General features: G+C 44.7%; 15 protein-coding genes. 4 read left to right on the forward strand and 11 right to left on the reverse strand.

Going from position 1 to position 12,731, the window contains the following annotated elements; all coding sequences use genetic code 11:
* Positions 1-14: 14 nt before the first annotated feature.
* From C6P39_RS07390 to C6P39_RS07410, 5 genes are all read right to left on the reverse strand, one after another.
* A complete protein-coding gene (locus tag C6P39_RS07390; RefSeq protein WP_104803319.1) occupies positions 15-464 on the reverse strand; it encodes a hypothetical protein in 450 nt (149 codons plus the stop codon).
* Positions 465-499: 35 nt separating this feature from the next.
* Positions 500-1,696: an AfsR/SARP family transcriptional regulator gene (locus C6P39_RS07395; protein ID WP_242986981.1), complete on the reverse strand. Its 1,197-nt coding sequence runs from the start codon at positions 1,694-1,696 to the stop codon at positions 500-502.
* Positions 1,697-1,915: 219 nt separating this feature from the next.
* Positions 1,916-2,734, reverse strand: coding sequence for a prepilin-type N-terminal cleavage/methylation domain-containing protein (locus C6P39_RS27740; protein ID WP_104803321.1), 819 nt, complete (start codon positions 2,732-2,734; stop codon positions 1,916-1,918).
* A gap of 491 nt (positions 2,735-3,225) precedes the next feature.
* A complete protein-coding gene (locus C6P39_RS28700) occupies positions 3,226-3,357 on the reverse strand; it encodes a helix-turn-helix domain-containing protein (protein ID WP_158661484.1) in 132 nt (43 codons plus the stop codon).
* 112 nt (positions 3,358-3,469) lie between these two features.
* Positions 3,470-4,357 carry a hypothetical protein gene (locus C6P39_RS07410; RefSeq protein ID WP_104803323.1) on the reverse strand — a complete coding sequence of 296 codons (888 nt, stop codon included), beginning with the start codon at positions 4,355-4,357 and terminating at the stop codon, positions 3,470-3,472.
* Between the two features lie 492 nt (positions 4,358-4,849).
* On the opposite strand from C6P39_RS07410, the gene C6P39_RS07415 reads away from it, so the two are divergent.
* Positions 4,850-5,101 carry a TIGR03905 family TSCPD domain-containing protein gene (locus C6P39_RS07415; protein WP_095176232.1) on the forward strand — a complete coding sequence of 84 codons (252 nt, stop codon included), beginning with the start codon at positions 4,850-4,852 and terminating at the stop codon, positions 5,099-5,101.
* 81 nt (positions 5,102-5,182) lie between these two features.
* Positions 5,183-6,328 (forward strand): SLC13 family permease, encoded by a 1,146-nt coding sequence (locus C6P39_RS07420; protein WP_104803324.1) that lies wholly within the window; start codon positions 5,183-5,185, stop codon positions 6,326-6,328.
* Positions 6,329-6,346: 18 nt separating this feature from the next.
* Here the strand turns inward: C6P39_RS07420 and C6P39_RS07425 are convergent, their stop codons facing one another.
* Genes C6P39_RS07425 through C6P39_RS07435 form a run of 3 tightly spaced genes read right to left on the reverse strand, consistent with a single transcriptional unit; the run spans position 6,347 to position 9,628 of the window.
* Complete coding sequence (locus C6P39_RS07425) at positions 6,347-7,558, reverse strand: ABC transporter permease (protein WP_104803325.1); 1,212 nt, start codon at positions 7,556-7,558, stop codon at positions 6,347-6,349.
* Positions 7,545-8,684 carry an ABC transporter permease gene (locus C6P39_RS07430; protein WP_158661485.1) on the reverse strand — a complete coding sequence of 380 codons (1,140 nt, stop codon included), beginning with the start codon at positions 8,682-8,684 and terminating at the stop codon, positions 7,545-7,547. Before C6P39_RS07430 ends, C6P39_RS07425 begins: the two co-directional genes overlap by 14 nt.
* Positions 8,685-8,695: 11 nt before the next feature.
* A complete protein-coding gene (locus tag C6P39_RS07435; RefSeq protein WP_095176236.1) occupies positions 8,696-9,628 on the reverse strand; it encodes an ABC transporter ATP-binding protein in 933 nt (310 codons plus the stop codon).
* Between the two features lie 207 nt (positions 9,629-9,835).
* On the opposite strand from C6P39_RS07435, the gene C6P39_RS07440 reads away from it, so the two are divergent.
* On the forward strand, positions 9,836-10,915 hold the full coding sequence (locus tag C6P39_RS07440; protein WP_158661486.1) for a sensor histidine kinase: 1,080 nt from the start codon (positions 9,836-9,838) through the stop codon (positions 10,913-10,915).
* A 27-nt stretch (positions 10,916-10,942) separates the two neighbouring features.
* The gene (locus tag C6P39_RS07445; RefSeq protein WP_095176238.1) at positions 10,943-11,569 is read left to right on the forward strand and encodes a response regulator; all 627 of its coding nucleotides are present in this window, start codon (positions 10,943-10,945) and stop codon (positions 11,567-11,569) included.
* A gap of 12 nt (positions 11,570-11,581) precedes the next feature.
* Here the strand turns inward: C6P39_RS07445 and C6P39_RS07450 are convergent, their stop codons facing one another.
* The 3 genes from C6P39_RS07450 to C6P39_RS07460 are packed head-to-tail and all read right to left on the reverse strand — an operon-like array spanning position 11,582 to position 12,730.
* Positions 11,582-11,812: a hypothetical protein gene (locus C6P39_RS07450; RefSeq protein ID WP_095176239.1), complete on the reverse strand. Its 231-nt coding sequence runs from the start codon at positions 11,810-11,812 to the stop codon at positions 11,582-11,584.
* The gene (locus C6P39_RS07455) at positions 11,809-12,420 is read right to left on the reverse strand and encodes a DUF1700 domain-containing protein (protein WP_095176240.1); all 612 of its coding nucleotides are present in this window, start codon (positions 12,418-12,420) and stop codon (positions 11,809-11,811) included. The genes C6P39_RS07450 and C6P39_RS07455 overlap by 4 nt, the downstream gene beginning before the upstream one ends.
* Positions 12,407-12,730, reverse strand: a complete 324-nt coding sequence (locus tag C6P39_RS07460; protein WP_095176241.1) for a PadR family transcriptional regulator — start codon at positions 12,728-12,730, stop codon at positions 12,407-12,409. The genes C6P39_RS07455 and C6P39_RS07460 overlap by 14 nt, the downstream gene beginning before the upstream one ends.
* Position 12,731: the final 1 nt, after the last annotated feature.

Below are 12,731 nucleotides of genomic sequence, written 5' to 3' on the forward strand. Positions count from 1 at the left end.
GCGGCATATTCATGTCAGATATCATATTCCCCAAGAGCACTGTCTACGAGCTTTATCAGCTCCAGGGCGCTGCTGAAATGTTGTTTCATTCCTCTCTCTTTCCAGATCACTTCACCCTGCCAGGTGGCATTCTGTCTGTACTGGACATAGATGACAAATGTAGCTACTTTTCCATTCTGTTTTAGGATTTCATCCTGAGGTACCCGTTTTTCTAACCTCTGTGAGGGTTCCTTTTCTTTTTTTACAAAACTCCGGCTTTCTGTGGAAGCCTGAGGGTAAGAAATTATATCGTAAAGATTGTCCATAAGACGCAGGAGCTGTACCACATTTTTATAACGCCACGGTTCTTCCTCGTAACACTGATAGAGGCGTCCTGAGAATTCCCCATGGTCGCTGGTATCCACACAAACACTGATCAGGTTTGGGGCGGATACATTTATGTTTATATTGTCTTCTCTGTTCATAGTCCACACTCTCCCGTCATTCCCGGAATTTTTTGTTAATCCCAATGGAATCCATTGCTTCGGAAACTGATCCTGGATTTGTCATTCTCTACATCAGCTATGGAGGAAACATAGTATTCCAGATGTTGCTCCCATGATTTATGTTCTCTGGCAAAATAGCGGGAAATACGGTTAAAAATCATTCCACAGTTTTCCTGGTTGGTTCCTACCAAAAGAATCAAAAACTGTGTGGGGCTGTATTTTGTAAAGGAATCTCCCCTGCGCAGACAATGTTTAACTGCATAATACAATTCATCGGACATGGCTGTCAATTTATCTTTGTTTTCCATTGGGTGTCCTTTGCCATCTGTAATGGTGCACAGCATAAGATAAACGGACTGGCCGCTTCGCTCAATGATTCGCCGCACAAGACGATATCCATCCCGAAAGCTTGGAAGGTTACAGTAGAACGCACCGTCCTCCTCCTCATCTTCTTTCAGTCCGCCTTTGATTTCATTGATCGCCTGTGGTTTATGGCTCATTTTAGCGCTCATTTCCTTGAACTGGTTCATCATTTTTTCAGAAGGGCTGATTCCCAGTTCTTCAAAGAACAGTTTTGCCGTATCCTCATAAATCTGGATTGCTTCTTTATATCTGTTCAAGGCCATCAGACAATCCACCTGCACGGACTGCCATTCATCAAAAGGATAAAGTTCACTGGCAGTATCACATAATTTTAATACTGTCTCATATTCCCTTTGTTTGATCATATAATCACAGATTTCTTCCAAAGCATAGGTGTATTTCTTTTTATACTGCACACTCTCCAGCAAAACCCAGTCTTCCCCTGAAAGCCCCGGCAAGAATTCACCGTGGTATGTTTCACAGGCCTGACAGAAATATTGTATTTTCTTTTCTTCATCCGTTTCCGCTTTTCCTAATTCAACTAGGTGTGAGAACATAAGGGCATCCACCTCTGCCTCCATAGGCGCATTCCAGCGGTAGATTCCACTTTTAATCTGTATATAATCATACTCTGGAAGGCCGGCATCCACAAGCATTTTTTTCAAACGGTGTGAAGTTACCCTTAAATTGTTGGATACATCCGCCAATTCCTCCCTTCCGTACAGATTCTCTAACAGTTTTGCCCTGGCAATTCCATTTTCACCGCAGTGGAGAAGGATCTGAAGCAGCTTCATTGATTTGGTTGCTGTATTTCTGCGGAAGGATATGGGTCTATCGCCATATTCCATGGAGAAGCCTCCCAACATGTGCACTTTTAACACCGGTAATTTTACTTCTATCATACTCTCTCCCATTTGTCTGCACGCCTCCGCTTGTTTTATAGCCCTAAAATATATTTGTTTTAATTTTATAATTTGTGTAATGGTTTGTCAATGCTTTTAGCCTCTGCAAAAGTGCAGTTCGGTTAACAAACAAGCATTTGGTCCATGAGGTAAAAAAATTTAATATTATTTATTTACTTTCTCAAATCCTTTAACTTCAAGGTATTTTTCAATAGTAGGATATTCTGGGTAATCTTTGTTATGTATCCTAAACATATCAGATATAACTGTAGGCCCTGGTTTTCCTTGGTCAATTGCCATACTCTGATAAATGTCTCCATTCACGTATATCAAATATGATTTCCATTCCGCATGTGATGATGTATTGTCAGGGCTGGCAAACAACACCATCTCATCCTTTGAAACATAATATGGTTTCCAATACAACTCCTTATCCGCAAATGATGTCTTATTCGCAATGGAATCTGATACCTTCAATAAGCTCCCTTTTTCATCCATGACCTTCTTGATCACTTCTTTTCTATCTATTGAATCTTTCCCGCTATGACTCAATTCATTATAATATTTTGAACATATAGATACATATCCCTTAACACTATCTACACATGCACATAAAAATTCAACATACTGCTGACCATTCTCCATAGATATCTCAAGCTCATACTTTTCATTATATACACAACAAGTGGTAATATCCTCAGAACAATATCCCTTCTCAACCATGTAATCTAATGCATTGCCTCCTAATAAGTTTTGTGCTTCATCTGTCAATGTACATAGTGCCAATTCCGGCACATCTGTTCCCATGATCTGAAACTGTGTCTCCAACTCATGCCTTTGATTCGCACACTTTGCTACCTTTGACTTCTGCACATAACGGGTTATGGATGGAACAGCTAATGCGGCAAGTATCAAAATAATTACGATCACAACAATTAATTCTACCAGCGTAAAACCCTGGTTATTGTTTTTCTTCTGCGCCATGTCCTGTTTTGCCCTTCACTTTCTTCATGTATGATGCCTAAATATACTTTAATCCCATCATATTACTAATATTGGATATATGTCAATGGGTATGTCTCTGTATAGCACACAAAAAGAGCATTTTATGCTTAAAATGCCCTTCTCACACTTTCTTAATTTTTTATTAAGCTTCCAGCATAAGTTTACATAACTTAAATTGCTGTGCCCGGTTCCCCAGAATACACAATAACTAACTTACAAGATGAACGTATCCTTCATTCATGTCTGTTTCTTCCATATATAATGTACACCAATCATATCTTGGTTACCATTCACTCCATGACCGTAACATGTATCGCGATGCACCATTTATAGCAGATAAGACAACCCAACGACCACAGAAGGTTGAATGTGATCGGTTAATCATAAACTCAAGCACTTTTTTCCTTCACTCTCTGTACACGCAGTGGGACAGTTTCAATATTTCAACTCCTTAGTTGCCTGATAAATCCTTACCGAGTGGCCTCACTGACCCTTTCCGGGCTGTTGAATGGCAGAGAAACAGTAGAAATGGAAACCTTTGCTCTTTTTGCGATAAATATTACCAGAAAGTAAAAAAGAATCCCTAAACCCTTGTGGTCCAAGGGCGCCGGGACTCTGTTTTGTATATCGATTCAGCATCACAAAATTGCAAAATGTACCTCAAAATCTAAGTGCTCTGCTTATAAGTTTATTAAAACTCAAGATATTGTCGTTTCAAGAGAGTAATTCCTTTACCTCCTCCAGTGAAAGGCCAGTGGCTTTTGAAACTTCCTGGGGTGAACTACCTTTCAGGAGCAGTTTAAGTGAAACAACTTTTAATGATTCCTGATTCTTCTTGGCTCTTTCCTGCTCCGTGATGGCTTTCTCCTGCTCTAACAGATCCATCACTGCTGCCACTGCCTGCTGTTTTTCTTCTTCAAACAGTCTACCTACCTTCGTCATTCTAATCCACTCCTCTACTTGTCTTGCGAACTCCGGTTCTATGATCTTATCGGAAAATGTGATGATGCCTGACAGAACAAACAACTGCTGTTCTTCATCCTGTATATTTTTGGCAAGGTTTACTGCTTCCTCTAAAACCACCTTTTGTTTTTCTTTCTTTTCCTCTGTCAAGGGTAGGATGATGAGCTGCATGACCTCTGTATCACTTAGTTTTTCTCTGTTCTCTATTCTCTCCCTGACAGTCTTCAAGATGATTTCCGCATTGATAGAAGACAGATATCCCGGCTCCACCGTGAGACGGAGGCATCCCACATCCAACACAGCATTGATATGGCGGATTCCGGATGTGCATAAGACAATCATCCTCAACCGGATATTACTGCCATATTTTTTCACGATCCGGGCTATGTGGTTCACGTACTTGATCTTGCTTTTCTCTGAAAATGTACTCTCATAGTCTATGACCGCATAGCTGCTGTCTTCCAGTTTGAAAAGATTATCTGTCGCCATTTCATTTGCTTCTATTGCGGGCAGGTTGACGGGCAGTACCTCTTTTACTTTTGACATAGGTATCCCGTATACGGAAAAGGATTTTTCCTTCATCCCATCTCCCAGGATTTTAGATACAATATCCTTGTTCTGATATGCAATCTCTCCCATATACATATCTCTCCTTTATTTTAGCAAACTTTTATTTAACATGCAATCCCAAAAATACTGCCATTTGCATCACCTCCGGATCCTTATAGATTTTAAGTGTTGGAAATAAGCGGCGATATGCCTCAATGCAGAGAAGCTGCACTGTAAAAGAAATTACCTCCAGCGGTCCTGTTTTCCGCTGTTATTACAGATTACATGATATATAAATGAAAGTCAATTAAGTTTATATAACCTTTTTCTGTTATTTTAAGAAATAGTCTGGCAGCAAAAACTGTTGCAGGCTGAATGTATAACGCATGAAAATCCCGAGGCAGCCAGCGCGATATGGGGCAGAATGCTCCATATCTGTGCATCGCGAAGCGTGTTACTGGACACAGAGTGATCAGTAACAATTGCTTTCCTCATCCCTGCCTCCCCGCAAAATCCCTATTTTCTTTTCCACGCATATCTGCTATAATTATTCGCAGATAATACAAAACGGAGGATTATAATATGACTGTATATAAGACAAGAGGCGTATGTTCACGCTCTATCGAAATTGAATTGGATGGAGATACGATCTCATCTGTAAAATTCAACGGGGGATGCAATGGCAATACCAAAGGAATTGCCAGTCTGGTTAAAGGCATGAAGGTTGACGAAGTCATCGAACGCCTGAAAGGAACCGACTGCGGCGGACGCGGTACATCCTGCCCGGATCAGCTTGCACTGGCTCTGGAATCTATAAAAGCTCAAAATGCCTGAGACTGAAAATTTATCAGAAAATAAAAGCCGCATCCTGCCAAGGACCAATTTTATGGTTTCCCGCAGGAGACGGCTTTTCTTATGAGGTGGATATTGATGAAGTCCTTTCTATATAAAATACTCCGGGAGGAGACGGTTTTCTGTATCTCGCTCCTTTTTGCTCTGCTTTCCATGCTGGCTGTAAAGCCTGATGCCGAATATGCGGGCTATATAGATCTGCGCACCCTGTGCCTCCTGTTTTGTCTCATGGCTGTGACGGCAGGTTTTCAGAAATGCGGTATTTTCCGTATACTGGCCGAAAAACTCCTGGGTGCCCAGAACCATATGCGGGGGCTTGCACTCGCCCTGGTACTGCTGCCGTTTTTCTGCTCCATGGTGATCACAAATGATGTGGCGCTCCTCACCTTTGTTCCCTTCACCATCCTGGTACTGCATATTATCAAACAGGACAGACATACTGCGCCGATCATTGTGCTGCAGACCATAGCTGCCAATCTGGGAAGTATGGCTACTCCCCCCGGAAATCCCCAGAACCTTTTTCTCTGTTCCAGATATGGGCTGGGAATGGGGGAGTTTTTTCTCACCATGCTGCCCTTCACTGCCATAAGCCTTATTCTGCTTCTTTTTTGTATCCGGTTCGTGCGTCAGGAACCAGTGAGGGTGTATTTTAAGGAATCCTCCCCTCTGGAGCATCCACGGCTTCTGGCTGTTTTTACGGTTCTTTTTCTTTTGTGCCTGCTGACTATCTTCCATGTTCTTCCCTATCAGGCCCTGACCTTGTGCGTTATTGTATGCCTTATACTTCTTTCCAGGGACATCTTTGGGAACGTAGACTATTTTCTTTTGGCAACATTTGTATGCTTTTTCGTCTTTTCCGGAAATCTTGGCAGAATGGAAACCATGCGCTCCTTTCTGTCCGCGTGTATGACAAAAAACGGTATGCTGACTTCTGTGCTCTCCAGCCAGATCATCAGTAATGTCCCCGCTGCTGTGCTTCTGTCTTCCTTTACGGAGAATTGGAAGGCCCTTTTGGTGGGTACTAATCTGGGCGGCCTGGGAACTCCCATCGCCTCTCTGGCAAGCCTGATCTCCATGAAATTTTATCTCAAGACCGAGGAGGCGGATTTTCATTCCTATCTGCTGCTTTTTCTGGCCTTGAACGCTGGCGGACTTGTAATCCTCCTTACAGCCGCATACATACTTTCAGCCGCCGGTCTTCTCTTTTGAAAACCGGCGGCTTTACCGTTACATCTCTATCTCTGTCTTTGTGGTTCCGAAGGACTCCTCCGCACCGCTTTTCTGCTTATTTACCGCCAGCGTAACACAGAGGACTGCTATTGTGAATCCCAGAAGGATCCCCATACACTTCCACACCGGAAGCAGATTCTCCATGCCGAATCCGGTCAGACCGCTGATTTCATCCAAACATTCTTCGTACCAGTATACGGGCAGGCATCTGGCAAATTTCAGAACACCGTCCCCCATAATGCTGATGGGCACAAATGCGCCTCCCAGGAAAGACAGGCCCAGGGCCAGTATATTAGCTGCCGCGTTCTGCATATTCGTATCCCTGACAAAGAGGGATGCCAGCACCGAGACTGCCATAGCAAGCAAAAGCATGATAAAGCTGTTCAGCAGGATCAGACCTGTGATCCTGATATCCATGTCCTTCACCGAATCGTAATATAGGAAAAGTCCCGCAACGGTAAGTATTATCCAGAATACGATCCCAACACATGCACATCCCAGTCCCATCTGCCACAGCCGTGTAAATGGTTTCAAAGGCCCGCACAGATTCCTCATACGGATATCCGGCCTCTGGAAGCTGAGGAATATGGAGGTAATGCAGAGAACACAGATAACCAGGATGATATACGGCGCCACCTGATATTGAGCCTTAAATCCCTCGGAAACGGGCTGTGTCTTCAAATACTGGCGTTTTTCCACGCTGACACTGCTGTTTAAAAGTTCTGATACCTCATCTGCAATTTTCTCTCTGTCCGGATTCTCCTCTATCTTTTCCCTGGTCTGTATATAACCCCAATATTGGTTAACATAACTACTCATCTGATATCCACTGGCGGAATCTTGTGTCTTATTTTCCAGTAATCTGACCGGTTTCTCATCCTTCAGGGCATCCTGGAACCCCTCCGGGATGATCAGGATATAGCTGACTGCCTCGTTAAATCTGGCATCCTGAATGGCTTCCAGATCATCTTCAAGAGGCACATAAGTTCCATGCTCCTTTAAAAAATCCATCATTTTTTCCGTATAGGCTGTTTCTTTATCTCTGTTTATCACTGTAAACGTAGGGCGGCTCTCCTCAAATACACTGCTGTAGCTCTGACTGCCAATCTGTGAGAGCATAATGGATACGCCGATAAATATGATAAAATAAGTGGCAAACATGACCATCCTGCGTCTGATCACCAACAGACATGCCTTAAATACTCTCATAATTCTGCCTCCTTAAAGAAAATGCTGACAACAGAAACATTCCGGCTGCCATTGCCAGTATCACAGCTATGTTCTGGCAGTATCTCTGATAGTCGTCAAAATAGTACAGGCAGTAGAAGGCATCTGATATCCTTGCCGCAGGGTTCAGCCAGGAGATAATAGGCATATTCTGGTCCACAATATATTTCATGCCTGAAACCATCATACCTGCCCCAAAACAGCAAACCATAGTGATGGATACCAGAATTCCAACCTTCATATTCTCCCCCAGTTTAGACAGGCAGCTTACAACCGTACCAAACGCCACACCCAGGATAGTGCCTGCCAGGCACGTGAGAACGAGAAGCGGCAGCCGGTCCCCAAAATCCACTCTCAGAATAACCGTAATATAAAATAATAGAAACAGCAGGCTCATCATATGCACTGTTGCGCTTGCCAGCAGGTCGTAGAAGATCACACGGATCCTGCCAAGAGGCGCCATCATGCGCCTGGCTCCCAGAGCGGACAGGTTTCCCTGCAGATATGTGATACTTGTAAGCCCCTGCATACCGCCGTACATGCATACCATTGCGATCAGGGCATAATAGAAGTTTATCACCGGGGAATAGGGCTGTGAGGAGAGAGATATTTCCTCTGTAAGGGTATCTCCTCCCATGATCTCCTCAAGATCAAGGGCATATCCCGGATTTTTTTCCATTATGGCCCTTATATTTCCCTCTGTCTGCACATAACGGTCCAGAAAGCTTTTCAGGATTGTCTGATTCATGCCGTCCTGCTTTACCACAAGCTGAGGGGTATTTTCCCTGATAAGGATATATCCATCAATGTCTCCCTTCTCCAGCGCACTGTCCGCTTTATCCCTCTGTGCATATTCCGTCACCTTCAGTATGGCATCCTCCCCGCTGCCCACCTGTTCCAGAACCTGACTGAACATCTGGTTTTCCTCATAGGCGGTATCCGTGATCACACCCACCGGAACAGGCTCCAAATTGTCTGACTGTGACACGGCTGACAAGCAGAAATAAAACAGGGTCGACATGATGAGCGGAAAGGCCCAAATCCAAATCAGCTGATCCTTGTTCCGAATGGAACTGAGTAAACGCTTACTGTAAATATTCCAGAACATATCCATCCCCCCTAATCCCTCAGTTCTTTTCCTGTGATCTCCAGGAAAACATCGTTTAATGTAGGCGGCTCTGAAAATATCCTGCCGAAATATATTTTGTTCTTCCGCAGAATATCCAGCAGCGTAATGAGGCTGTGGCCTCCGCTCTCACACTGCACCTTCAAAAGATTCCCTTCATATTCCGCTTCCAGTACACCTTCCACTTTCTGCATTTTCGCCATGATCTCTGACGGAAGTTCTGATAATTCTATGGTGATCTTCTCACCTGTACGGATCAGGCCCTTCAGCTCCTCTTTGGTGCCGGAAGCAATCTCCCTGCCTTTATCCATGATCATGATGCGGGAGCATATCTGCTCCACCTCTTCCATATAGTGGGTGGTATAGATGACAGTGGCACCGTTTCGGTTCAGCATTTTGATACCTTCCAGAATGCTGTTTCTGCTCTGCGGGTCAACCGCTACCGTAGGTTCATCCATAAAGATCAGCTCCGGCTTATGGGCAATACCGCAGGCAATATTCAGACGCCTCAGAAGGCCGCCGCTGAGTTTTCTGGGCAGAAATTTCCTGAAATCTTTCATATCCGTAAATTCCATAGCCTCCTCTACCAGAGCCTTTCTTTTCGTCTTTTCGGGCACATACATGCCGCAGAAATAGTCTATATTCTCATAAACGGTCAGTTCATTGAACACTGCCACATTCTGCATCACAACACCGATCCTCTGTTTCACCGACCGGTTGTCCGGCGCCATGGTCTCTCCGAAAAGCCGTATTTCCCCTTTATCGTATTTGAGCAGGGCAAGCATACAGTTGATGGCAGTGGTCTTGCCGCTGCCGTTTGGCCCGAGCAGACCGTAAATCTCCCCTTTCTTTACCTGAAGATTAAAATGGTCCAGAGCCACCAGATCCTTATACCGTTTTACGAGATTGTTTACTTCTATAATCATAGGTCTTCCTCCCCTTTTTCTTATCTGCCTTCATTCTACCAATTTTGCTCCGCCTCTGACAGTGAGCAGTGTCATGAATACAGGCCGCTGTATATGACATTTGTCATTTCTTCCTGCGGCACCTTACTTTTTACGCGCTCCTGTGATACACTCTTACTACAAGCATTGATAAATCTTAAGACACACTCCGGGAAAGGGGGCGTACATATGAGGCGTCTGTGGGATAAATCCTTTATTTTTATATTTTGCACCCTGAATCTTGCAGGCTATGCTATTAATACTCCTCTTATCTCAGCCCTGCTTTTATCACTCAGTGTAACCGCTCTCATTTCCTATCTGGACCGGGAACGGTCCCGGGATTTCCTGTGTGGGATCTGCATCGCTGTCTCCCTGTTCTACCCCGGTCTGGCAGTCTTTCTTCCGGTCATTTACTATGACTGCCAGCGTTCCCGGAAAAGGCTTCTGCAGTTTGTCTGGTTCCCGGCATACCTGTACCATTTTCACAATTTCACGGTATCGGCCTTTTTTCTGAACCTTATGACAGGGCTGCTCGCAGTCTACATCTCCCGGCGGACGATAGAATATGAAAAGATGATGACGGAATTTCACAGTTCCCAGGACAGCACCCGTGAGGAATCCCTTTATCTGGAACAGAGGAACAGGGAACTTCTGGAGAAACAGGAGTATGAGATCCAACTGGCAACCCTCACCGAACGAAACCGGATCGCCAGGGAGATCCATGACAATGTAGGTCATCTGCTCACTCGTTCCCTCTTCCAGATACGGGCCATGCAGGTTGTGTGGAAAGAACAGGAGGAGCTGGCCGCACAGCTTTCTGCTGTTAAATCCACACTGGATGATGCTATGAACAATGTGCGGAGCAGTGTGCACAATCTGTATGAGGAATCTGTGGACCTGCAGATGGTGCTCTCACGCCTGACCCGGGAGTTTACCTTCTGTCCCGCGGCACTGGACTACAACGCCAAGATTGAGTCCAAAGAGCTGAAATACTGCGTGATCGCCATTGTAAGAGAGGCCCTGTCCAACATTTCCAGGCACAGCAATGCAACAGAAGCTTCTGTCTCTGTGCTGGAACATCCCGGCTTCTACCAGCTCATCATCCAGGACAATGGTACCCAGACAGCCGTATCCGGTTCCGGCGGTATCGGACTTATGAATATGAGGGAGAGAGTGGAGGATTTTCACGGCATTTTCAGGACGGAGAACAAGAACGGGTTCCGTATTTTTATTTCGATTCCCAAACAGAGCGAGCAGGTTTCAAAATAATCCGGATAACAGAAGTGAGGTATTGATATGAAAGTTATTATTGTTGATGATGACCCTTTTGTCTGCATTTCATTGAAAACGATCCTGCAGGCAGAGCCGGGTATTGAAGTATGTGCTTCCGGAAACAGCGGGGAGGCGGCTGTCCGTCTGTACGAGGACATGCGGCCGGATATTCTGCTTATGGATATTCAGATGGGGGACTTTTCCGGTCTGGATGCAGGGGCTGAGATATTGGAAAAACATCCGGAGGCCAGGATCCTGTTCCTGACCACCTTTTCAGACGACGAGTACATTGTGCGCGCTCTGCGCATTGGTGCCAAGGGTTATCTGATCAAACAGGATATTGAGACCATTGCTCCGGCTCTGCACTCCGTCATGTCCGGGCAGAGTGTGTTCGGCAGCGAAATTGTTACCAGGATCCCGAAAATGATGGAACGATCCGGGAGCATGGATCTTAGCAGATATGGGATATTAGAACGGGAAATGGATGTCATTGAGCTGGTGGCAAAAGGCCTGAATAATAAAGAAATCGCACAGAGCCTTTACCTCAGTGAAGGCACTGTGCGGAATTATTTAAGTGCAATATTAGATAAACTGAGTCTGCGTGACAGGACGCAGCTTGCGGTTTTCTATTATAAGAACATGGAAAACTGATGCTCACAGCCATTAAAAAGAGCCAAAGCTGGTGATATAGACTCCCTCTCTCAGCTTTATACCTATATGGAAATTCCCTTGTTGATAGTGAATGGTCTGGTACCATCTGTTTTCACTCCATTTTAATAAATTATTAGGTTCAAATCCGGTCATTCCAAATCCCACAAGTCCCACAGCTGCTCCAGCCAGCATAAAAATAACGCCAGCCAACAGGATCTTACTTTTAAAAGATTTCATTTTCATGCTTTAACACCTCTCTTTTTCTGAAACAGTCCTGCAAGCCATCTGCTGAATGTTTTTGTAACCACTACAAATTTTTTACCTACTTCCCAGGTAAGCAGTGCGGTTACCAAAAAAACGCCTGCAAGCAGAATTCCCAGTCCCATCTGCACCAAACCTGTGGCACTATCCTGGAACAACAATATTGCAGAACCTACTGTGCTTACCAGGGCTAAAAAAAGACTGGACACACTAAATACGCCGAATAAAAAGGGAATACACCAGATAATTACATAGGCACATAATACCATGATCACGGCTGAAAGCGCACAGCAGATAGCCGCCAGGACCAAACTTCCCCAAAGCGGAGACCCCAGGACTAATAATGCAATAACACCTGCCTTCATCCACTTGGGTGTGGGCTTCGGCGGCAGGGCGTCTCTGTCTGACAGGATTTCCTGTGCTATCTCGCCGGGATTCCCAATCCGCTGCACAGCCTCCTCCTCCTCACATCCGTCCTCCATATAATCCGCGATCATCTCTGAATAATAGGATAGGAATCTATTCCGTTCCTCCCTTTTCAGGCTCCGCAGCAGCCGCTCCAGACTGCTTATAAATTCATCCTTCTTCATTTTCCACTGCTCCCTTCACAAAATCATATATATCTGTTACCTGCTGCCAGTCATTTAAAAACTCCTGGATATGTTCCTTTCCCCCTTCGGTGATCCTGTAGTATTTACGCAGGCGGCTGTTGTGCTCCACTGAGTATGTTTCCAGACGTCCGTTTGCCTCCAGGCGTTTTAATATGGGGTACAGGGTTGATTCTGATATTTCAATACATACGGATATGTCTTTAATGATCTGGTATCCGTAGGAATCATTCTTGTATAATGCCGCAAGAACACAGAATTCCAGAAAGCCCTTCTTTAGCTGTGTATCCATC

The sequence above is a fragment of the Blautia marasmi genome (genome assembly GCF_900258535.1).
GTDB classification, from domain to species: Bacteria; Bacillota; Clostridia; order Lachnospirales; family Lachnospiraceae; genus Blautia; species Blautia hominis.